General features: G+C 66.1%; 22 protein-coding genes and 1 pseudogene. 14 read left to right on the top strand and 9 right to left on the bottom strand.

Annotated features, from left to right (window positions below):
* Positions 1-213, top strand: a pseudogene (locus PVW46_RS24215) (transglutaminase family protein); the annotation flags it as partial.
* Between the two features lie 12 nt (positions 214-225).
* Here PVW46_RS24215 and xylA read toward each other — a convergent pair.
* From xylA to PVW46_RS24230, 3 genes are all read right to left on the bottom strand, one after another.
* Positions 226-1533, bottom strand: coding sequence for a xylose isomerase (gene xylA, locus PVW46_RS24220; protein WP_069209517.1), 1308 nt, complete (start codon positions 1531-1533; stop codon positions 226-228).
* Positions 1530-2981: a xylulokinase gene (gene xylB / locus PVW46_RS24225; RefSeq protein ID WP_069209518.1), complete on the bottom strand. Its 1452-nt coding sequence runs from the start codon at positions 2979-2981 to the stop codon at positions 1530-1532. The genes xylA and xylB overlap by 4 nt, the downstream gene beginning before the upstream one ends.
* A 171-nt stretch (positions 2982-3152) precedes the next feature.
* Positions 3153-3392 (bottom strand): accessory factor UbiK family protein, encoded by a 240-nt coding sequence (locus PVW46_RS24230; protein ID WP_043140914.1) that lies wholly within the window; start codon positions 3390-3392, stop codon positions 3153-3155.
* A gap of 95 nt (positions 3393-3487) precedes the next feature.
* Between PVW46_RS24230 and lgt the strand changes: the two genes are divergently transcribed.
* The 5 genes from lgt (at position 3488) to PVW46_RS24255 (ending at position 7683) form a co-directional block, all read left to right on the top strand.
* The gene (lgt, locus tag PVW46_RS24235; RefSeq protein WP_069209519.1) at positions 3488-4399 is read left to right on the top strand and encodes a prolipoprotein diacylglyceryl transferase; all 912 of its coding nucleotides are present in this window, start codon (positions 3488-3490) and stop codon (positions 4397-4399) included.
* Entirely contained in the window at positions 4396-5469 is a 1074-nt protein-coding gene (locus PVW46_RS24240) for a class I SAM-dependent methyltransferase (protein WP_069209520.1), read from the top strand. Before lgt ends, PVW46_RS24240 begins: the two co-directional genes overlap by 4 nt.
* Positions 5466-6221: a peptidoglycan editing factor PgeF gene (pgeF, locus tag PVW46_RS24245; RefSeq protein WP_043140905.1), complete on the top strand. Its 756-nt coding sequence runs from the start codon at positions 5466-5468 to the stop codon at positions 6219-6221. The genes PVW46_RS24240 and pgeF overlap by 4 nt, the downstream gene beginning before the upstream one ends.
* A 122-nt stretch (positions 6222-6343) precedes the next feature.
* On the top strand, positions 6344-6499 hold the full coding sequence (locus PVW46_RS24250; protein WP_157923564.1) for a hypothetical protein: 156 nt from the start codon (positions 6344-6346) through the stop codon (positions 6497-6499).
* Positions 6500-7002: 503 nt separating this feature from the next.
* Positions 7003-7683, top strand: coding sequence for a Hint domain-containing protein (locus PVW46_RS24255; protein ID WP_069209521.1), 681 nt, complete (start codon positions 7003-7005; stop codon positions 7681-7683).
* 50 nt (positions 7684-7733) lie between these two features.
* Here PVW46_RS24255 and PVW46_RS24260 read toward each other — a convergent pair whose 3' ends face one another.
* A complete protein-coding gene (locus PVW46_RS24260) occupies positions 7734-8234 on the bottom strand; it encodes an Lrp/AsnC family transcriptional regulator (RefSeq protein ID WP_043140899.1) in 501 nt (166 codons plus the stop codon).
* Positions 8235-8414: 180 nt separating this feature from the next.
* Here PVW46_RS24260 and trxB point away from each other — a divergent pair, with 180 nt between their 5' ends.
* From trxB to PVW46_RS24275, 3 genes are all read left to right on the top strand, one after another.
* Complete coding sequence (trxB, locus tag PVW46_RS24265; protein WP_052244445.1) at positions 8415-9404, top strand: thioredoxin-disulfide reductase; 990 nt, start codon at positions 8415-8417, stop codon at positions 9402-9404.
* Positions 9405-9528: 124 nt separating this feature from the next.
* On the top strand, positions 9529-9816 hold the full coding sequence (locus PVW46_RS24270) for a PIN domain-containing protein (protein WP_069209522.1): 288 nt from the start codon (positions 9529-9531) through the stop codon (positions 9814-9816).
* Positions 9817-9944: 128 nt separating this feature from the next.
* Positions 9945-12026, top strand: a complete 2082-nt coding sequence (locus PVW46_RS24275; RefSeq protein ID WP_069209523.1) for a bifunctional sulfate adenylyltransferase/adenylylsulfate kinase — start codon at positions 9945-9947, stop codon at positions 12024-12026.
* A gap of 85 nt (positions 12027-12111) precedes the next feature.
* Here PVW46_RS24275 and PVW46_RS24280 read toward each other — a convergent pair whose 3' ends face one another.
* From PVW46_RS24280 to PVW46_RS24290, 3 genes are all read right to left on the bottom strand, one after another.
* Positions 12112-13338 (bottom strand): peptidoglycan-binding protein, encoded by a 1227-nt coding sequence (locus PVW46_RS24280; RefSeq protein ID WP_043140891.1) that lies wholly within the window; start codon positions 13336-13338, stop codon positions 12112-12114.
* Positions 13339-13399: 61 nt separating this feature from the next.
* Positions 13400-15700: a peptidoglycan-binding domain-containing protein gene (locus PVW46_RS24285; protein ID WP_139132305.1), complete on the bottom strand. Its 2301-nt coding sequence runs from the start codon at positions 15698-15700 to the stop codon at positions 13400-13402.
* 129 nt (positions 15701-15829) lie between these two features.
* Positions 15830-17017 (bottom strand): peptidoglycan-binding domain-containing protein, encoded by a 1188-nt coding sequence (locus PVW46_RS24290; RefSeq protein WP_069209525.1) that lies wholly within the window; start codon positions 17015-17017, stop codon positions 15830-15832.
* A gap of 265 nt (positions 17018-17282) precedes the next feature.
* Here PVW46_RS24290 and PVW46_RS24295 point away from each other — a divergent pair, with 265 nt between their 5' ends.
* Together PVW46_RS24295 and PVW46_RS24300 are read left to right on the top strand one after the other, a co-directional pair.
* Positions 17283-18497, top strand: coding sequence for an autotransporter outer membrane beta-barrel domain-containing protein (locus PVW46_RS24295; RefSeq protein WP_069209526.1), 1215 nt, complete (start codon positions 17283-17285; stop codon positions 18495-18497).
* Between the two features lie 61 nt (positions 18498-18558).
* Positions 18559-19173: a glycosyltransferase family A protein gene (locus tag PVW46_RS24300; RefSeq protein ID WP_069209527.1), complete on the top strand. Its 615-nt coding sequence runs from the start codon at positions 18559-18561 to the stop codon at positions 19171-19173.
* 90 nt (positions 19174-19263) lie between these two features.
* On the opposite strand, the gene PVW46_RS24305 is transcribed toward PVW46_RS24300, so the two are convergent.
* A complete protein-coding gene (locus PVW46_RS24305; protein WP_043140876.1) occupies positions 19264-19491 on the bottom strand; it encodes a DUF1150 family protein in 228 nt (75 codons plus the stop codon).
* A 5-nt stretch (positions 19492-19496) separates the two neighbouring features.
* Positions 19497-19907 carry an Hsp20 family protein gene (locus tag PVW46_RS24310; RefSeq protein WP_043140874.1) on the bottom strand — a complete coding sequence of 137 codons (411 nt, stop codon included), beginning with the start codon at positions 19905-19907 and terminating at the stop codon, positions 19497-19499.
* A 159-nt stretch (positions 19908-20066) separates the two neighbouring features.
* Here PVW46_RS24310 and PVW46_RS24315 point away from each other — a divergent pair, with 159 nt between their 5' ends.
* The 3 genes from PVW46_RS24315 to PVW46_RS24325 all read left to right on the top strand — a co-directional run bounded on the left by PVW46_RS24315 (position 20067) and on the right by PVW46_RS24325 (position 21983).
* Positions 20067-20291 (top strand): YdcH family protein, encoded by a 225-nt coding sequence (locus tag PVW46_RS24315; protein ID WP_074621861.1) that lies wholly within the window; start codon positions 20067-20069, stop codon positions 20289-20291.
* A gap of 65 nt (positions 20292-20356) precedes the next feature.
* Entirely contained in the window at positions 20357-20845 is a 489-nt protein-coding gene (gene purE / locus PVW46_RS24320; protein ID WP_043140869.1) for a 5-(carboxyamino)imidazole ribonucleotide mutase, read from the top strand.
* 64 nt (positions 20846-20909) lie between these two features.
* Complete coding sequence (locus PVW46_RS24325) at positions 20910-21983, top strand: 5-(carboxyamino)imidazole ribonucleotide synthase (RefSeq protein WP_069209529.1); 1074 nt, start codon at positions 20910-20912, stop codon at positions 21981-21983.
* The last annotated feature ends 58 nt before the right edge of the window (positions 21984-22041 follow it).

Raw genomic sequence — 22041 nt, forward strand, 5'->3', positions numbered from 1 at the left:
CCAATGGATTTCGCCGCCTGGATGGAGGTCTACCTGGGCGGGCAATGGTGGGTCTTCGATCCGCGCAACAACGACACCCGCTTTGGCCGGGTGCTGATCGCGCGCGGACGTGACGCGGCGGACGTGCCGCTGATCCACAGTTTCGGCCGCCACGACCTGACCGGGTTCGAGGTCTGGATTCACCAGATCGACGACGCCCCCGGGCCCGCCTGAGCGGCCTCCCCCTCAGACGAACCGGTTGACCCAGTTTTCCAGCCGTTCCTGCCGGCCGGACCGTGGCTCGGGATTGATCCCCTCCTCCAGCACCCTGCGCTGGATCGCCCCCAGGTCGCTTTGCAACATGGCCTGTGCCCCGGGCGTGTCCCAACCCGCGTACCGCTCGGCCAGGGCTTGCTCCAGCCCGCCGTCCTCCAGCATCGCCGCCGCCGCCTTCAGCCCGCGCGCGCAGATGTCCATGCCCCCCACATGGGCGGCCACCAGGTCCACCGGGTCCAGCGACTGCCGCCGCAGCTTGGCGTCGAAATTGGTCCCGCCGGTGGTGAACCCGCCCATCTTCAGCACCTGGTAGTAGGCCAGCGCCACCTCGGGCACGTTGTTCGGAAACTGGTCGGTGTCCCAGCCCGACTGGTAGTCGTTGCGGTTCATGTCGATCGACCCCAGCATCCCTTCGGTGGCCGCCAGCGCCAGCTCATGTTCGAACGAATGCCCGGCCAAGATCGCATGTCCCTGCTCGATGTTCAGCTTGATATCGTCCTGCAGCCCGTACTTGCGCAGGAAGCCGATGCAGGTGGCCACGTCGTAATCATACTGATGCTTCGACGGTTCCTGCGGCTTGGGTTCGACAAGGATCGTGCCCTCGAACCCGATCTTGTGCTTATAATCCACCACCATCGACAGGAAGCGCGCCATGTTGTCGGCTTCGCGGCCCAGGTCGGTGTTCAGCAGGGTTTCATACCCCTCTCGCCCGCCCCAGAGGACATAGTTCTGCCCGCCGAGTTTATGCGTCGCGTCGATGCAGCCCTTCACCGTCGCGGCAGCAAAGGCAAAGACCTCCGGGTCCGGGTTGGTCGCCGCCCCCGACATGAACCGCCGGTGCGAGAACAAGTTGGCCGTCCCCCAGAGCAGCCGGGTCCCCGTGGCCTCCTGCTTTTCGCCCATGTAGTCAGTGATCTCTTCCAGCCCGGCGAGGTTGTCGGCGTAATTGCCCATTTCCGGCCGGATGTCCGCGTCATGCCAGCAATAAAAGGGCTGGCCCAGGATGCCGAACATCTCGAAGGCCACGTCGGCCTTCATCTTCGCGCGCCCCATGTCGTCCTGCGGATGCCAGGGCCGGACAAAGGTCTGACCGCCGAACGGATCGCCCCCCTCCCAGGCAAAGCTGTGCCACCAGGCGACGGCAAAACGCAGGTGATCCTCCATGCGCTTGCCCATGACCATCTCATCGGGGTCGTAGTGGCGATAGGCCAGTTCGCTGGTGCTTTGCGGCCCCTCGTACCGGATGGTGTCGATCCCGTCGAAAAATCCCGTGCTCATGTCAGCCCCCTCACTGCCGGATAAATCTCGCGCCACGCGGCATAGGCGTCGCGGTAGGCGCCGGTCAGCGCCGCATTCGGCGCAATGGTCTCGCGCACGGGCGGGGGCGTCATGATCTCGTCGACCGTGCCCGCCCCGGCCCCCACCATCGCCAGCCGGGCCGCACCCAGCGCCGCGCCGAAATCGCCCTTGTCGGGCAAGGCCAGCGGCACATCCAGGACCGTCGCGATCAGTTCCACCCAATAGCGCGACTGCGCCCCGCCGCCGATGGCCAGAAGGCTGTCCAGCCGTGCGCCGGAGGCCTTCAGCGCCTCGGCGCAATCACACAGGGCAAAGGCAACGCCCTCCATCACCGCGCGCGTCATGTCGCGGCGGCTGCTGCCCACGTCGATGTTCAAGAACCCCGCCCGGATGCGGCTGTCGTTGTGCGGCGTCCGCTCACCCGAAAGGTAGGGCATGAAGCGCAGCGCTCCCGGCCCGTCAAAAGTGTCGCCCAGCTCGGTCGCAAGCTCCGCCGGGGAGGCCCCCGTCACCCGCGACAACCAGTTCAGGCTGTCCGTTGCCGCCAGGATCACCCCCATCTGGTACCACTGCCCCGGCACCGCGTGGCAAAAGGTGTGGACCGCGCTTTCCGGCAGCGGCGCATAGCCGTCGCGCCCGGTCAGCACGACACCCGATGTGCCCAGCGAGACAAAACCCGTTCCCTCGCGCATCGCGCCGACTCCACAGGCCGAAGCCGCGTTGTCGCCCGCCCCGCCGACCACGATCACACCCGCAGACATGCCCCAACGGTCCGCGAGGTCGGGGCGCAGGGTGCCCCCCGCCTCGCAGCCCTCGACGAGGCGCGGCATCTGGTCGGGGCGCATCCCCGACACCTCCAGCAGGCGCGCGGACCAGTCGCGCGCGCCCACATCCAGCCAAGCGGTGCCGGCGCTGTCCGACATGTCGGCAAAGCGTTCGCCTGTCAGGTGAAAGTTCATGTAGGCGGCGGGCAGCAGAACCGTCGCGGTGCGGGCAAAAACATCGGGTTCGTTGCGCGCCACCCAGAGCAGTTTCGGCGCGGTGAACCCCGGAAAGACGATATTGCCCGAAAGGTCGCGTACCGCCGCCGCTCCGTCCAGCTCTGCGGCCTCGGCCGCGCTGCGGGTGTCGTTCCACAGGATGCAGGGACGCAGCACCGCACCGTCGGCATCCAGCAGCGTGGCACCATGCATGTGACCTGACACGCCCATGCCCCGCACAGCGGACATGGCTTGGGGATGTGCGGCGGCCAGTTCGCCCAGCGCGCCGTCCACCGCCGCCACCCAATCCGCCGGATCCTGTTCGGACCAGCCGGGATGCGGATGTTTCGGCGCATAGGCCCGCACGGCGCTGCCCACCGGCGCACCGTTGCCATCCACCAACAGGGCCCGCAGCCCCGAGGTTCCCATATCCAAACCCAGATACATGTCCCGCCTCCTCGTGTTGGCGCTACCGAAAGCCAAGGAGGGGCGGACTGTCAAACCCCTGCGGTCAGAAACCGCGCAAGTTTGCAGGAATGAGAGTCTTGCGCCGGGCCAGGACGGAAATGAGAGGTTTCATCTCATTTCCGCGAAATCCGGCCCGATGCCGTCAGGGCTTCAGCCCTTTTCCAGCGCTTCGATACGCGCCTTCAGCGCTTCGTTTTCCTCGCGCGCCTTCTGCGCCATCGCGCGGACCGCGTCGAATTCCTCGCGGGTGACGAAATCACGATCCGCAAGCCAGCGGTCGATCATCGACTTCATGGCGGTTTCCGCCTCTTCCCGCGCGCCTTGGGCCACGCCCATAGCGTTGGTCATCAGCTGGCTGATATCCTCGAAAACCTTGTTACGCGTCTGCATTGGGTCACTCCGCCGTTGCATTCCCTGCCTATATGGTCGCACAAGGCGGAACCCTCAAGGTTGACTTCGCCGCGCGACAAGAGGCAACAGGACGCATGCAGGCCGCCATTCCCTTTCCCGATCTCTCGTCAGAGGTCTTTTCCATCGCGCTTTTCGGGTTCGAATTCGCGCTGCGCTGGTACGCGCTCGCCTATATCGCGGGCATCCTGATCGGCTGGCGGCTGGCCCTCTGGGCGGTCAAGCGTGCGCACCTGTGGGCCAATGACACGCCGCCCATGACCCCGCGCCAGATCGAGGACCTGCTGACCTGGGTGATCCTGGGCATCATCCTGGGTGGGCGGCTGGGCTTTGTCCTGTTCTACATGCCCGGCTACTACCTGACGCATCCGGCGGAAATCCTGATGATCTGGCAGGGCGGCATGGCCTTTCACGGCGGGCTGATCGGCGTGGTGCTGGCGGTCTGGATCTTCTGCGCGCGCAACAAGGTGCCACTGGCCTCGGCCTCGGACCTGCTGGCGCTGGCGACACCGCCGGGGCTGCTGCTGGGCCGGCTGGCGAATTTCATCAACGCCGAGCTCTGGGGCCGCCCCTCGGACGCGCCCTGGGCGGTGATCTTTCCCGGCCAACTGGCACAGGACTGCGGCCAGCCCCTTGGCGAACTCTGTGCGCGTCACCCCTCGCAGCTGTACGAGGCAACGCTCGAAGGACTGGTGCTGCTGATCGTACTGATCTGGATGGTCTCGCGCGGGTGGCTGAAACGGCCCGGCGCAGTCGCGGGCACCTTCTTCATGGGCTATGGCATCGGGCGATTCATCGTCGAGTTCTTTCGCCAGCCCGACGCGCAGTTCCAGTCCGAAGGCAACCCGCTGGGTCTTGCCCTGCAGGTGAACGGCTACGGCCTGACGATGGGGCAACTGCTGACCCTGCCGATGATCCTGGGTGGGGCGCTGACAATCTGGTTCGCCCTGAACCGCGCGCGCGGGGCCAGGGCTGACGCGGCCTCTTGACCGCACTGCGCGATATCCTGGTCCGGCAGGTCATGGCCAACGGGCCGATGACGCTGGCCGACTTCATGGCCGCCTGCCTGATGCATCCGCAGCACGGCTATTACAGCACGCGTGACCCTCTGGGCGCGGCGGGCGATTTTACAACCGCGCCTGAAATCAGCCAGATGTTCGGTGAGCTGGTGGGCCTGTGCCTGGCGCAAAGCTGGATGGACCAGGGGGCGCCCTCGCCCTTTGTCCTAGCAGAGCTTGGCCCCGGGCGCGGCACCCTGATGGCCGACATCCTGCGCGCCACCGCCCGCGTTCCCGGCTTTCACGACGCCGCCCGCCTGCATCTTGTCGAAACCTCGCCCAAGCTGCGCACCGAACAGGCCGGCCGCCTGCCGCAGGCAACATGGCATGACAGCGTCGAGGATCTGCCCGAGGGGCCGATCTTCCTTGTCGCCAACGAGTTCTTTGACGCGCTGCCGGTGCGCCAGTTCCAGCGCGCGGGTGAGGCCTGGCAGGAACGGGTCGTCGGGCTGGACGATGCGGGCACGCTTGCGCTTGGCCTTGCCGCGCCCGCCCCGCAGCCCGGCCTGGCCCACAGGCTGCAGGACACGCGCGACGGCGACATCGTCGAGACCTGTGCCCCGGCGCAGGCCATCACAGCCACCCTTGGCGCCCGAATCGCCCGACATGGCGGGCTTGCGCTGATCGTCGACTATGGCGACTGGCGCTCGCTTGGTGACACCTTGCAGGCCCTGCAGGGGCACAAGGCCGCCAACCCGCTCGCCACCCCCGGAGAGTCCGACCTCACCACCCATGTCGATTTCGAGGCCCTGGCCACTGCCGCCGCCCCCGCCACCCATACGTTGCTGACCCCGCAGGGTGTTTTCCTGGAACGCCTGGGGATCACCGCGCGGGCCCAGGCGCTGGCGCAGCGACTCAGCGGCGAGGCGCTGGACAGCCACATTGCCGCACATCGCCGGTTGACGCATCCGGCGGAAATGGGATCACTGTTCAAGACCATCGCCCTGCTGCCACAGGGTTCCCCGCCCCCGCCCGGACTGGAGCTGCGCGCCACGCCATGACGCTCGAGATCATCACTTCGCTGAGCCTCTCCCCCCTGCGCCACGGTTTTTTCACGCGCCGGGGCGGCGCCTCCTCGGGTATCTTCTCGGGGCTGAACTGCGGCGCCGGCTCCTCGGACCAGGCGGAAATCGTGGCAATCAACCGGTCGCGCGTGGCCAACGCGATGGAAACCGCGCCCGACCGCCTGCTGACCGTGCACCAGGTGCATTCGCCGGATGTCGTCACCGTGGTACAGCCCCAGGATGCCTCGGACAGGAAGGCAGACGCGCTTGTCACCGCGACGCCCGGCGTGGCGCTGGGGGTGCTGACCGCCGATTGCCAGCCGGTGCTGTTCGCCGACCACGGCGCAGGTGTGATCGGCGCGGCCCACGCGGGCTGGCGCGGTGCGCGGGATGGCGTGCTGGAGGCCACGGTCGAGGCGATGCTGGCCCTCGGCGCCACGCGCGAGGGGATTCGCGCCGTGATCGGCCCCTCGATCAGTCAGCGCGCCTACGAGGTCGGCCCCGAGTTCTTCGAGGATTTCGTCATCGAGGACGGGCGCAACAGCCGGTTCTTTGCCGGCGGCACGGGCGACCGCATGATGTTCGACCTGCCCGCCTACGGGCTGCACCGCCTGCGCGAGGCCGGGGTCGAGGCGGAATGGACACGTCATTGCACCTATTCCGACCCGGATCGGTTCTATTCCTACCGCCGCGCCACCCATGCCGGAGAGGCGGACTATGGCCGCCTGATCTCTGCCATCCGGCTCTAGACGCTATGCCCGGCCCCCGCCGGAAACAATCCGCCTATTGGCCCGCCATTGTCCCAATGATGCCGCAATTCGCTGCAAATTCTACGGACAGGCACGACCAGAGGCAGAGCAGAGGACACGTCATGAAACCGCAGCGCCGCTTTATCGCATCGATCACGGAAACCGCCCGCAAGGGCGCACCGCGCCTGCCGTTCGAACGCGGCGCCCCGCGTACGGCCATGATCGTCCGCCGCGAACAGGCGCAGGCCCCGCGCCAGCCCAGCGTCAAGAGCGCCTGACCCTTCCGTGGCAGGGCCGGAAACGCCCTGTATCCCTGTATTGTGACCAAGTCCCCGGCCGTCGCGGCTATGCCGCGCCGGTCCACTCCCGGCCAGCCTGGATAGCGCCCCGCGCCCGTCCACAGGCCCCTCCCCCAGACATCCGACAGGCTTCGATTCGCCGCGCAGCCGGCGGAATGTGGCACCAATGTCCCGCCAGGTCCGACAATCCCGGAGAAGCTTCCGCATTGTCGCCCGCCGCAACCCCTCAAGCGCGCCAATTTTGACAGGCCAGGCCGATTGCGGCCAGATCGGCATCAGTCAGTTACTTGTTTCAATATTCCGTCTGTCGTTGTTGGTGGGGGCCAACACGGATGTGACCAACCTCAAGGGGTGTTCACATGACCCGCCTCCATCGCGGCCTTTCGGGCGTTGCCCCGGCGGCTGACCCGGCTCTCTCTCTTCCCGTTTCTCAGGAACGGGAACTCTCTCCGGACGGGCGACCTCGCCGCGCAGGCTCTCTCATGCGCAAATACGAGGTCGCCGCCCTGCTTCCCGACCTCACGGTCTCCTTCACCCAGCATGTCGCCCCGGCCTCTCCGTTCTTCGAGGAATGCGCCTCGGCCTTTGCGCGCGGCACGCTGATCGAAACGGTGCGCGGCCCGGTGGCCATCGAGGACCTCGTGCCCGGCGACTACATCCTGACCGCCAGCGGGTCGGAGCCCGTCACCTGGATCGGCTCCACGACCTATGTCCCCGGCCACGAGGACGAGGCGACCACGCTCACCCACATGACGCGGATCACGACCGATGCCTTCGGGATGGGGCATCCACCGATGGACCTGCTGCTGGGCCCGGCCGCACGAATGGTGGTGCGTCACCCCCGGCTGGAGGATCTGCTGGGTCAGAACAGCGTGCTGGCCCCGGTCAAGGACTACGCCGACGGCGACCGCTTCCTGGAGGTGACGCCGATGGGCACGGTGCAGCTGTTCCACCTGATGGTGCAACGCCACACGACCATCCGCATCGGCGGCGTCGACCTGGAAACCTATCACCCTGGCAACACGGCGGGGCAGTCCCTGGGCCAGAACATGCGGGCACTCTACCTGACGATGTTCCCCAACATCTCGGCACTGGACGATTTCGGGCAGGTCAGCATGACGCGCACGACGAGGGACGTGGTCGAAAACCTCGTGGGGGTCTGACCGGGCGGCGGGGCAAGCCCCGCCCGACACGACCACAGGGCCGCATCCGCTCAGGCGGTGCGGCTCAACCGTTCTTCCAGTACCTCGAAGGGCACGCCGGGATCGTCCTTGGCGTTGCGGATCACCAGCGATGTCTTGACGCTGGCGACGTTGGGCGCAGTCAACAGCTCTCCGGTCAGGAAACTCTGAAAGGTCGACAGGTCGGGCGCGACGCATTTCAGGATGAAATCCACCTCGCCGTTCAGCATGTGGCATTCGCGCACAAGCGGCCAGGCGCGGCAGCGTTCCTCGAAGACACTGAGATCCACCTCGGCCTGGCTTTGCAGCCCGACCATGACAAAGACCTGCACCTCGAAGCCCAGCGCGCGGCTGTCGACCTCGGCGTGGTAGCCGCGGATATAGCCCTGTTCTTCCAGAACGCGCACACGTCTTAGGCAGGGCGGCGCCGAAATACCCACCCTGCGGGCCAGTTCGACGTTCGTCATTCGGCCATCCGCTTGCAGTTCTGCCAGAATCTTGCGATCGATCGGATCAAGCCGGTGACCTGCCATAGTCTCCCCCGTGTATTTCGCGATTGTTATAGCAGCCAGTAGGCCCTGCGCAATAATATTTCAACAAGGCGCAAGAATCTTTTCCGGCATGGCACAAAGACGCGGCACCCTGCCGCCCCTCTTTTTTCGCCCCATCCTTGTCGTTATATGACCCCGCACGCGCCGCTAAGGAGAAATTCCATGTCCGAGACACGCCACACCAAGGTCCTCATCATCGGCTCCGGCCCCGCAGGCTATACGGCGGGCGTCTATGCCAGCCGGGCGATGCTGGACCCGATCCTCGTGCAGGGGCTGGAACCCGGCGGGCAGCTGACCACCACCACCGAGGTCGAAAACTGGCCCGGCGACACCGAGGTGCAGGGCCCCGACCTGATGGTCCGGATGGAGGCCCACGCCCGCGCGATGGGCACGGAGATCATCGGCGACATCATCAGCTCGCTCGAACTCGACAAGCGCCCCTTCGTGGCGCATGGCGACAGCGGCACGACCTATACCGCCGACGCGGTCATCCTCGCCACCGGCGCGCGGGCGAAATGGCTGGGCTTGCCGTCCGAAGAATCCTTCAAGGGCTTCGGCGTCTCGGCCTGCGCCACCTGTGACGGCTTCTTTTACCGGGGCAAGGAAATCGTCGTGATCGGCGGCGGCAACACCGCCGTGGAAGAGGCGCTGTTCCTGACCAACTTCGCCTCCAAGGTGACGCTGATCCACCGCCGCGACGAGCTGCGCGCCGAGAAGATCCTGCAGGACCGGCTGATGAAGAACCCCAAGATTGAGCCGCTCTGGTTCCACCAGCTCGAGGAAGTGGTGGGTGACGACATGCCCAAGGGTGTCACCGGGGTAAAGGTCAAGCACGTCGAGACCGGCGAGATCACCGAGATCCCCTGCGCCGGCGTCTTTGTCGCCATCGGCCACGCGCCGGCGAACGAACTGGTCAAGGACGTGCTGGAAACCCACATGGGCGGCTATGTGGTGACCAAGCCCGACAGCACCGCCACCTCGATCCCCGGTGTCTTTGCCGCCGGCGACCTGACCGACCACAAGTACCGTCAGGCCGTAACCAGTGCCGGTATGGGCTGCATGGCCGCGCTCGAGGCCGAGCGCTGGCTGGCGGAACAGGACGCGGCGGGCGAACCCGCACCGGAAGCCGCCAACGAACCCGAAAGCGCCTGAGGCGACACTCCCTGTAGCCCCCCGAACGGCCCCGGCATCCCGCCGGGGCCGAATTGTTTCCGGGGTTCGGGTTGCACTATCTCCGGATCGGATTTCTGCTCTCGGCATTGCCGTTTCCAAGCCAGTGTCCCGTTTCGTTGTGCAAGATCCGCTCCCCCCCGATACCCCGGTCGCCCTTCTGGTCGATGGTGACAATATCAGCGCCGCACATGCCGCGCAGTTGATCCAAATCGCCTCTCGCAAGCGGCGTGTGACGGTGGCGCGTGTCTACGCCACCACGATGAAGCTGGCCTTGTCTTCGCGTATCGGCACCTTCGTCCTGGCCAAGCGCCCGCATCTCTTCCAGCTTGACCCAAAGGGGCCACAGGCAATGTTCCGCTTTTTGCCCGACGGCTTTGACAGCCCGTCCTGACCGGCGATGATCCGGCGTTGCGCAAGAGTCACGCCGGCGGAAATCCCCCACGCCCGCGAATTTCGGCTTTTCTGCAGGTGCAAACTGTGGGATGCGTTCATCGATGAACACACTTTGAGTCGCCCGCCATGTCCGCCTCCAAGGCACAGCTCATTTCGGATGAAGAAGGCCTGCTCTTCCGCCTCCTGCGCCAGCTCGACCTGGCGCCGGAAGTGTCGTCGCAGCGTGCCATCGCCTCCGCGCTGGGTGTCTCCCTGGGTCGGTTGAACGCGCAGCTCCGGGCGGCGGCCGAGGCCGGGTTCATCAAGATCAGCGAACGCGAGGGGCCGGACCGGCGCCAGAGGTTCGCCTATGCGCTGACCTCTCGCGGGGCCGCCGAGAAGAACCGGCTCACGGACCGGTTTCTTGCCCGGAAACTCGCGGAATACGACGCACTCCACGCCGAACTGACAGGCACCTCCAGCAACCTGGTTCCCATTAAGCACAGGACCGAATTGATGCAGAACAACCTTGCCCCCATCCCCGAGCTGTACGTTTCCTACGACAGCGCACAGAAACTGAAGGTCGAAGCAGCCGACCTCGTCAGCCACGACCTGAGCCCGCGCCAGATCTGCGACCTGGAACTGCTGATGAACGGCGGCTTCAACCCGCTCAAGGGCTTCCTGGGTGAGGAAGACTACAATGGCGTCGTGGAAAACATGCGCCTGGCCGACGGCACGCTCTGGCCGATGCCGATCACGCTGGACGTGAAAAAGGACTTTGCCGACAGCATCGAGATCGGCCAGGACATTGCCCTGCGCGACCAGGAAGGCGTGATCCTGGGCACCATGACCGTCACCGACAAATACGTCCCGAACAAGTCGAACGAAGCCGAGAAGGTCTTTGGCGCCGACGACCAGGCGCACCCGGCCGTCTACTACCTGCACAACCAGGCAGGCGAGGTCTACCTGGGCGGTCCCGTGACCGGCATCCAGCAGCCCGTGCACTATGACTTCCGCGCCCGCCGCGACACCCCGAACGAACTGCGCGCCTACTTCCGCAAGCTGGGCTGGCGCCGCGTCGTGGCCTTCCAGACCCGCAACCCGCTGCACCGCGCGCACCAGGAACTGACCTTCCGCGCCGCAAAGGACGCGCAGGCCAACCTGCTGATCCACCCCGTCGTGGGCATGACCAAACCGGGCGACGTCGATCACTTCACCCGCGTGCGCTGCTACGAGGCGGTCCTGGACAAGTACCCGGCATCGACCACCACCATGTCGCTGCTGCCGCTGGCGATGCGCATGGCCGGCCCCCGCGAGGCGGTCTGGCACGGGCTGATCCGCAAGAACTATGGCTGTACCCACATCATCGTCGGCCGCGACCACGCAGGCCCCGGCAAGAACTCTGCCGGTGAGGATTTCTACGGCCCCTACGATGCGCAGGACCTCTTCCGTGAGCACATGGAAGAAATGGGCATCGAGATGGTCGACTTCAAACACATGGTCTACGTGCAGGAACGCGCCCAGTACGAGCCCAACGACGAGATCGAGGACAAGGACAACGTCACCATCCTCAATATCTCGGGCACCGAACTGCGCCGCCGCCTGCAAGAGGGTCTGGAAATCCCCGAGTGGTTCTCCTTCCCCGAGGTGGTCGAAGAGCTGCGCAAGACCAAGCCGCCGCGCTCGCAGCAAGGCTTTACCGTCTTCTTCACCGGCCTCAGCGGCTCGGGCAAGTCGACGATCGCCAACGCGCTGATGGTCAAGCTGATGGAAATGGGCGGTCGCCCGGTGACGCTGCTGGACGGCGACGTGGTGCGCAAACACCTCTCGTCGGAACTGGGCTTCTCGAAAGAGCACCGCGACCTGAACATCAAGCGCATCGGCTATGTTGCGTCCGAGATCACCAAGAACGGCGGCATCGCGATCTGTGCGCCCATCGCGCCCTACACCGCGACCCGCCGCGCCGTCCGCGAGATGATCGAACAGTACGGCGCCTTTGCCGAGGTCCATGTCGCCACCTCGCTGGAGGAATGCGAACGCCGCGACCGCAAGGGCCTGTACAAGCTCGCCCGCGAAGGCAAGATCAAGGAATTCACCGGGATCTCCGACCCCTATGAAGTCCCCGAGAATGCCGAACTGGTGGTCGAAACCGAAAACGTCGACGTCGACAACTGCGCCCACCAGGTGATCCTCAAGCTGGAAAGCATGGGCCTGATCGCCGCGCAGTAAGGCGCGCTCCCCGAAAGACGACAAAGCCCGGCGCCAACGCGCCGGGCTTTCTTGTGTGTGCCGACTGGTCCGCGTGTGCCGGGAGCTACCCCCGCACGCTGCCCCGTCCTGCATGCCCCGGCCGTCCGGCGCCCTTGATCGGGCCGAACCGCATGTCCAGCCCATAGGGTTCCTGCCCGCGGGCGAATTTCACCAGCTTGCCCTGGTCGTGGCGCAGCTCTTCGAAGAGCTCCTCGAAATCGGCCATCTTCATGCCGTAGACCGTCTCGAAGGCGGGTTCCCAGTCGTCCATCTCGCCGGCCACCCGCCAGAAATCCACCATCCGGTCTTCGCCATAACGCAGGGCCAGCACGGCCACCGCCAGGTTCGAGGCAGAATATTCACCGTCCGAGCGCACCGACTGCTTCTTGCGGATGTAATCCAGCGGCACGGCCTCTTCCTCATCCCGGGCCCGCAGCGCGGCCAGCATGGGCACAGAGACCTCGCGGGTGGGACCGCCGCGCGACTTGATCTGCGCAAGGTAGGCGCTGCCTTCGACCATCCAGAGCGGCCCCATGCGACGGCGCCCGGTCTCATCATAGGCGACCTTGTCATACAGCATCTCACGCTGAACATGGTGCATGTATTCGTGCAGCATCACGTACTGGTAGCGCCCGCGCCAGATGTCGTAGCTGGCCACGCTGTCCAGGTGTTCGGGCGGCATGCACAGGGCGATCCGGTTGCGATAGGCGCTGCCCATCACGCGCTCGACCCCGACACAAAGGTCGTCCGCGGTGTCCCGCGCCGCGCTGACAGACAGATCCGGAATGCCCTCGACCGGCTCCAGCAGCAGCTTTTCCAGGTCGTCGCGCCCAAAGGCCACGATCAGCACCGGCTTGGACGCGGTGGTGATGCCGTATTCCTGTGCGAACATCGCGCGCGCGTCATCGTAAGACCGCTGGATATAGCCCCGAACCTCTTCCGGGATATTGGGCGCGGTCAGGATCAGGGGCGGTTCCGACGAGGGCATCAGCGCCGCCGCCTGCGGGGCATATCCGCCGATCTCGCGGCACCAACCCACCGCCGCGCGTTCCGAGAAATCCGGCAACCCGGCAAAGATCGCCTGCACGTCCTCACCGACCAGCCCGCGCATGAATTCTGCCAGCGCCTGCCGCGTCCCCGCGCCGCTGCTACCATCGTTCTCGCCCGGGTCGATCCCCAGTGTCGCCAGCTGCTTTTGCACGCAGCTGACATGCCGATCCGAAGCCTCTGCCGCGCCGATACTGGCCGCCAGGCAGAGCGTGAGCGAACACATCAGTTTCTTGATCGCCATGATGCCGGTCCCTTGATGCTGTCTGGCATCAACTTAGGAAATCCTGTGGCCGGTCAACAAGTCAGGGGATTCCTACCTTCCCGACAGCCCGTGCTTCCTCGACTTCTGCCGGCGGCAGGCCCAGCAAGGCCCTTTCTTCCGGCGTGTAGGGATAGGCCCCCTGCCCCGTCGCATAGGCGCGGGCGGCGGTCTCGTCGCGGCGCAGGGTTTCAAAGACTCGCTCGAACCCTGTGACCGATTGGCCGTAGACCGTTTCAAAGGCGGACTTCCAGTCACCTTGCGCCGCCACCCTGCGCCAGAACTCCGTCAATCGCGCCTCTCCATAGCGCGCCGACAACAGCACAACGGCCAGTTCCGAGGTCGCGGCGGCCCCGGTCAGCCGGGCCGGAATACGCCCGCGCAACTGGGCCAGCGGCATCGCCCCGTCATCGCGCTGCAATTCGGCCAGCGGCAAGGCCCCGCTTTCGGACGGTCGGCCCCGGGCAAGCCCGCGCGCCGTCCCGATCACCATCCAGGCCGGCCGTAGGCCCGCCGCCCCGTCAGACGTCAACGGATCCCGCAGGCCGATTTCGGCCAGCAGGTGATGCGCGTGATCATAGGCGATCCGCCGGGACAGCGCCTCTGTCGAGGCCGCGCCGCTGATCAGCCGCGCGGTCACCTCCTCCGGCAGGCACAGCACGATCCGCCCGGGCAAAAGATCGGTGGCAAGCCTGGCGATGTCGGCTCCGGCCCCGCAATAGGACCGCGCATGAAGCCCGGCCTCGTTCTCGGACAGGCCCAAAGCGCCGGGATAATCCCGCCGCAGCATCCCTGTCAGCGCATCCGCATCCTGCGCGTAGATCAGCACCGGCGCCGTCGCCGCCCGCAAACCGTAGACCCCGGTCGCCGCATCGCGCGCCTCGCCGTAGAGATCGCGCAGCACCTCGCCCATTGCCTCGGGCACCTCAGCGGCCAGCACGACCTCCGGCGGAGCAGCCGAAGGCAAAAGCTCTGCCGCCTCCGGGGCCGTCGCCCCGATCTCGCGGCACCAGGCCACGGCCGACCCGGGCGACAGATCCGGAAGCAAGTCAAAGACCGCGCGACCAGAGCCGCCCTGCCGCTGCACAAAATCCGCCAGCGCCGCGCGGGTGCGCGGCCCCGGCACCCCGTCCGCCGCGCCCGGCGACAGGCCCAGCGCCGCCAACTGGCGTTGCACACAGACCACCTGCGCCCGGCGCTGCGCCGCCATGTTCCCCGGGGCGGGCATCGCAGCGGACCCCGCGATCAGCCCGTCGCCATCCAGATCACGGTTCGCCAGGAACTCCTGCGCGGCATCCGGATCGGCGGTCAGGGTCGGGAAGATGCGCTCGAAATCCTGCATCGCGATGCCAAAGACATCCTCGAAGGCTGTTTCCCAGCGGTCGGTCTCTCCCAGACGCCGCCAGTAGCTGACCAAGGTCTCTTCGCCGAAACGTTCTGTCAGCAGGTGCACCGCGTAGAAGGAGGTGCTATAGGCGTTGGGCTCGCGCACCTCACCCTTGCGGCGGATCCCGTCCAGCGTCAGGCCAGAGCGCGACGCGCCCAGCCTCAGCCATTTGGTGCGCGGCAACGAACTGTCATGAATATCATGGATATAACGGTATTCGATTACCTGGGCGCCGCCCTCGACCATCCAGGCCGGCCCCATCCGGGGCCGCACGCTCTGTCCCCGCCGGACCCATTGCGGCACCTTGTCATAAGCCAGTTCGCGCTGAAGATGATGGGTGAATTCATGCGCCATGACCCGGCGCAGCCATACACGAAAATCCTCGAACCTTGCGGTATTCCCGGCTTCGAACTCTTCGCGCCAGCAAAACACCATGTGGTGACGGTACATCGAGGCGCCGATCCGCGAGCTCTTGCGGCAGTTTCGCTCGGCGGTCCGGCGGACCTCCGCCGCGCCCACCTCTTGATGGCTGGCCGCCGCCCGCAGAATCCGGCCCAGGCTTTCCGGATCATTGGCCGCAACCAGTTGCACGCGGCTGGCCAGCGCCACCCCAAAGCGTTCTTCGAAGTACCGCGCAACCTCGTCAAAGGCGATCTGCAGCTCCAGCCGCATCATCGGGTCAAAGCCCTCGGGCGTCCAGATCTGCGGCCCCTCGCTAGACGGCATCAGCCCCCTTGCCTCGGGGTAGAGACGCGCAATCTCGCGGCACCAGCCCAGCGCCGCCCGTGCCGAAAGGCCGGGCAAAACCTCCAGCGCCTCGCGGGCCTCCGTTTCGGAAACCAACCGGCCCAGAGCGCCGCGTGTCTGCGGCCCGATGGCGCCGTCCGCCGGGCCCGGGTCGAAGCCAAGGGCATCCAGTTGCCGCTGAACGCAGACAACATGCGGATCCTGTGCCACGGCCGGCCCCGCCAAGGCGAACAACCCATAAAAGGCATATAAAATCAATCTCTTCAACTAACCACCACCCTCTGCGCACCCACACCGGACCAAGGATATCGAAATGCCTGCCCCCGGGCCTGTCAAGAATTACCGCCCTAGCTCTGCCTCTGTCAGCGGACGGTGCGCCAGGATGTGATCGCCGTTCATGTCCCGATCGGCGAGGAACTCTCGCTGGGCCATCTCGTCGTCGCGCAGCGTCGGGTAAAGCGTTTCAAAGCTTTCCACCGTCATGCCATAGACCTGCTCGAAGGCGGTGTACCAATTGTCGGTCTCACCCACCGCGCGCCAGAAACGGAACAGGGTTTCCTCGCCAAACCGCTCGACCAGCATCGCCACGGCATAGGCCGAAACGTCATAGGCCTCGACCGTGCGCACCTCTCGCGCCAGCCGGATCTGGCGCGGGGTCAGCTCCGACCCGGCGGCCTGTGCGCGCATCTGGTGCAGAGCGGGCGCCACCCGGCCGAACTTTTCCTCCATGAAGACCTGTTCGATCACCTGCGCGGTGCCCTCGACCATCCAGGCCGGCCCCATGCGCGGGCGCACCGCATCCGGGTTGTGCACCCAGCGGGCAACCTTGTCATAGCTGTATTCGCGCTGTGCGTGGTGGACCACCTCATGCGTCATCGTCACCGACAGGACCATGCGGTACAGCTCTGCCAGCCCCGGCTCCTTCAGGGCCAGGGTGGTGCCGCAAAAGGACAGCCCGTCGCGCGAAGCGCTGGCGCCCAGCCCGAACTCGGTGTCGCAATCCCGTTTGCCGCGCGCACGGATCGCCGCCCAGCTTTGCAACTTCATCGTCCCGGCCTGGCCGATCAGGCGATGCCAGGCCTCGACCTCGGTCGCCACGATGATGCTGACCTGGCTGGCCAGTTTCACGCCATACCGCCGCTCAAGAAAGTCTTCGGCCTCTTCATAGGCCGTCAGGACGTGGTCGGCGATCTCAGGGTGCACGTCCGGACCGATCAGGATCCTGGGCGGATTGACCGAGGGCATGAGCTTTGCCGCCTCGGGCTCGGCCAGCCCGATCTCGCGGCACCAACCCACGGAGGAGCGGTTGTCGAAAGGCGGCAGGGTTTCAAAGACCGCGCGCGTCCCGGCCTCGCGCGTGTCCAGCCAGGCACGCAGCGCGCCGCGCGTGCGCGGGCCGCTTTGGCCGTCGATCGGCCCGGGATCGAACCCCAACGCCTGCAACTGTCCTTGCACGCAGGTCACATGGGCATCGCCCGCCGCCTCTGCGCGCTGCCCGGGCAAGGCCAGGCCAAGCGCCAGAAGCACTGCGAACCTCCATCTGGTCCCCGATCCGGGCATGGGCGACTCCGATCATCGTGACTGACGTCCGATCAGTGACGCCCAGCGGCAGGCAAGCTGTCAAGGCCAAGGCCCCCGCCACACGCCTCCCTGCCCGGACAAGCGCCTGTCGTTGCGGGATTCTTGTCAGGTGACAAAAACGTGACGCCCAGTGGCGTCAGCCGGCCCGACAGGTGAAGCGCCAAAGTTTCCGTGATAAACTGTTAAGGATTGACCATGCTACACTGATGCCATGATTCCCTTGCGCCTCATTCCACTGGCCGCGCTCCTGATCGGATCCGGCCCCGCCTTGGCCACCACGCTGGACTGTTCCACGGTTCAGGGCGTGGTGCATACCGCCCCGGCCTTTGTGACCGTGAACCTGCAACAGGGTGAGACGCTGAACATCTCGACACCGGACGCCGGCACCCTGGCCGTCTCGATCGAATTCGGCGGACAGGGCGGCACGGATGACAGTATCTGCAACCCCGCCTTCGACGGTACCTCCTGCGACGGGTTCAGCCATACCGCCGCCCTGACCGGAGACTACGGGGTCGAGGCCTTTGCCCAGTCCGGCGACACCTTCACCCTGTCCTGCGGCGGGGGTGGCAGCGGTGCGGCAGGGCAGGGCGGACGCAAGGCCGCGCAGGGCATGGGCGCCTTCGCCTCGGCCAGCACATCGGTGGGCTTTGTCGGCAGCGCGATCAACAGCACCCTCTCGGGCGGCGCCCCGGCCTCGGTCACGCGAAACGGGCTGTTCCTCTCCACCTACGGCGACCAGACCGGCATGACCGGCTGGGCAGCCTTGCAGGGGCGCGTCTTTGACGGCGACATCGACGGCAGCGCGCATGAACTGACCTTCGGCCTCGACTACGAGGTCGGCGCCTCCACGCGCCTGGGCTTCTTCCTGTCGGCCGGCCGGTCCGATCTGGACGTTTCCGGCGTCTCGGTCGACAGCGACGCGCTCAGCATCGGCCCCTATTTCAAGTCCCGCATCGGCGACCGCTACAACGTGACCGGATACGCCCTTTTTGCACGGCCCGATTACGACGTCGGCGGCGTCACCTACCAGGCCGAACGCCGCGCCGCCGGGCTGACCGCCAACGCCGATTACACCTGGGGCAGCGCCGACATCCGTTCCTTCATCGGGGTGTCCGGCTTTGCCGAGGATCATCCCGCCGCCGGGGGCCTGGCCCCGCGAACCGTGACCGGGGTGACCGGATCGCTGGGCACCCGCGCCAGTTTCGACCTCGGCTCGGCGTTGACGCCCTATGTCAGCCTTGGCGCGGAATACAACCGTTTCGACGACGGGCTGGGCCGCGAAACCAGCCATACCGGCCCCCGTATCGGAACAGGGTTTGCCTATGACGCGGGCAAAGGTCGGCTGACGCTCGACCTGGATGGCGGCCGCATCCTGGATGACACGCGCGACATGAAACTGCGGATGAACTACAATCTCAATTTCTGAGCCCAGCCGCACGACCATCACGCTCACCTCGATCCCGCCGCGCTTTGCCGCACTGGCCGGTGTGCTGGACAGCCTTCTGGCGCAAGGTGCCGCGCGGGTTGTCCTCTGCCTGCCGCGCCACTATGCCCGCTTTCCCGGCCCGGTCACGCCACCAGCCCTGCCCCCGGGCGTCACCCTGCTCTGGTCCGACACCGACTATGGCCCGGCGACCAAGCTGCTGCCGGCCCTGCGCGCCTTTCCACAGGACGCCCTTGCCTATTGCGATGACGATTGCCTCTACCAGCCCGGCTGGCTTGCCGCACTCTGCACCGCCGCCAGCCCCACGGAGGCGGTGGCCGCCTCCGGCTGGTCCGTCGACCGGCTGAAACGGCAGGGCGCCGCGCCCCCGCACAGCGATATCGCACAGGGGTTTTCCGGTGTGCTGATCCGGCCCGGAATGATCGACCCGCGCGCCTTCGACATCCCGGCAGAGGCCCGCCCGGTCGATGACATTTGGCTCTCGGGCATGCGCGCGCTGACAGGCACCCCCCTGCGGCTGGCGCCCGCGGCGCGCGCCCGCGTCACGCCGCTGGACCGCCCCGCCCCGCTGCAGGATACGACGGACCGCGCCCGCGCCAATGCCGCCGCCGCGCACTGTCTTTGGGAGAGGTTCGGCCTCTGGCCCCCGCGTCGGTGATCCCCCAACCGCCCAGAAACGAAAAGCCCGGCGAAATCCGCCGGGCCCTGCGATACGAGATCAGGGGGAAAGCCCCCGCCCGTCAATGCGTCAGTGCACCGTCACCGGCGCCAGATCGTTCTGCCGCGCCAGCACGAAGGCCAGCGAGCGGTCCTTGACCAGCGCCAGGCGTTCGCCATCGGCGCGGTGCACCGCATACAGCGTGTCACGACCGGCCGCCTGCTTGCGCACGTCGTCGGGCAGGTCCGCGGTTTTCACCGGGCGTACATAGACCGTCCGCCCCTCGACCAGTTTGTCAAAATCGTACTTGGCATGCATGGTACTTACCCCTTCCTGATCTTGATCGTCTGCACGACGGTCTCGGGCCGGCTCATCGTCAGATCGACGTGCAACAGCCCGTTCTCGATCACAGCCTCACCCACCTCGACACCATCCGCCAACACAAATGTGCGCTGGAACTGCCGCGCGGCAATGCCGCGATGAAGGAATATGCGATCCGACCCATCGTCACGCTGCCGACCCCGGATGACCAGCTGGCGGTCCTCGACGGTGATCGACAGGTCATCCTCGCGGAACCCGGCCACGGCCAGGGTGATGCGATAGGAATGATCCGAAGTCTGCTCGATGTTGAAGGGCGGATAGCCCTCCGATGTCTTTGCGGTGCGCTCCAGCAGGCGCTCCAGCTGCTCGAACCCGAGCATATGGGGATAAGATCCCAGCGTCAGTTTGGTCATCGACACGTCCTTTGCACAAGCGACCGTCACGCCACGGCCCCCGAAGGCGACCGTTGCCCCTGAAATATGGGCACAGGGGCTAATCCGCGCAAGGGGCTATGCGCAATGCCACAGAAACGCTATCTTCGGGGTCCGGGTATCACTCAAGGGATTAGGCTCATGAACGCGCCCACGGATATCGCCATGAAGAGCGAGGACGTTCTGCGTGTGGAGTTGGAGGTGTTCCGCCGCGAACACCGCGACCTCGACGAGGCAATTCATGCACTGCAGGAGACCGGCACCGCCGATCGCCTGACGCTGCAGCGCCTGAAAAAGAAAAAGCTGCGGCTCAAGGACAAGATCGCCCTGATCGAGGACCGGCTGCTGCCCGACATCATCGCCTGAACGCCGCCCCATTGCGCCCCTGCCCCCATCGCCTATAACAACACCCGCATAACGCGGAGGCAGGCATGGACAGTCCCAGGGTCGGCATCATCATGGGCAGCCAGTCGGACTGGCCCACAATGGTCGAGGCGGCGGATATTCTCGACGAGCTCGGGGTAGAGTACGAGGCGCGCATCGTCTCGGCCCACCGCACGCCGGACCGGCTGTGGGACTACGGCAAGACGGCCGTCACCCGGGGCCTGCAGGTCATCATCGCGGGCGCCGGCGGCGCCGCGCACCTGCCCGGCATGATGGCCTCGAAAACCCGCGTTCCGGTGATCGGCGTGCCGGTCCAGACCCGGGCGCTGAACGGCGTCGACAGTCTCTATTCCATCCTGCAGATGCCGCGCGGCTTCCCGGTTGCCACGATGGCCATCGGCGCGGCGGGGGCGAAAAACGCGGGTCTCATGGCCGCCGGGATCCTCGCCCTTCAGGATGCCGATCTTGCCGCCCGGCTCGACCAGTGGCGGGCCGATCTTTCTGCCTCCATCGCCGATGAACCCCTCCGCGACTGACTTTGTACAAAACGTCGGAAACGCCGTACAAAACGTGCAAAACGTACAAACTGCAGGTACCCTCATGACCGCCCCTCTCCCCACCGGCAGCACCATCGGCATCCTCGGCGGAGGCCAGCTTGGCCGGATGCTTTCCGTCGCGGCCAGCCGCCTCGGATTCAAGACCGCGATCTTTGAACCGGGCGGCGATTGCCCCGCCTCTCATGTGGCCAAATTCCACCTGCAGGCCGGCTACGACGACATCAAGGCCTTGGAAAATTTCGGAAATTCCGTCGATGTCCTCACCTATGAGTTCGAGAACATCCCGACCGAAGCGCTCGACGCGCTGGACCAGATCCGCCCGATCCGCCCGGGGCGCGAGGCGCTGCGCATCAGCCAGGATCGCCTGACCGAAAAGACCTTCCTGCGCGACCTCGGATTGCAGACCGCCCCCTTCGCAACGGTGGACGACGCGGCCTCCCTGTCTCAAGCCATTGAAACCATTGGAACTCCCTCGATCCTGAAAACCCGCCGCTTCGGCTATGACGGCAAGGGGCAGGCCCGGCTCACCAAACCCGAAGACGCCGAAGAGGCGCTTGCCGCGCTGCAGGGCGCGCCCGCCGTGCTCGAAGGTTTCGTCGATTTCACCTGCGAAATCTCGGTGATCGCGGCACGCGGCACCGACGGCCGCGTCGCCGCATTCGACCCCGGCCAGAACGTGCATGAGGGCGGCATCCTGCGCACCACCACGGTGCCCGCCAACCTGCCCAACCGCACCCTGACCGATGCCGTTCTGACAGCGGGCAAGATCCTGAACGCGCTCGATTATATCGGCGTCCTGGGGGTCGAGTTCTTCGTCACCCCCGGCGGGCTGATCGTGAACGAGATCGCCCCGCGCGTGCACAATTCGGGCCACTGGACCCAGAACGGCTGCATGACCGACCAGTTCGAACAGCACATCCGCGCCGTCGCGGGCTGGCCCCTGGGCGACGGCAGCCGCCACAGCGACATCCGCATGGAAAACCTGATCGGCGACGACATGGACCGTGTCCCCGCCCTTGCCGCCGATCCGGCCTGTGCCCTGCATCTTTACGGCAAGACCGAGACCAAGCCTGGCCGCAAGATGGGTCACGCCAATTTCCTTGTCTCCAAGGACTGACCCGGTTTTCTTTGGTTTTCCAAATACCTCGGGAGGAGTTTGAGGAGGGCAGCGCCCT

Source organism: Mameliella sp. AT18 (assembly GCF_028807275.1).
GTDB classification, from domain to species: domain Bacteria; phylum Pseudomonadota; class Alphaproteobacteria; order Rhodobacterales; family Rhodobacteraceae; genus Antarctobacter; species Antarctobacter albus.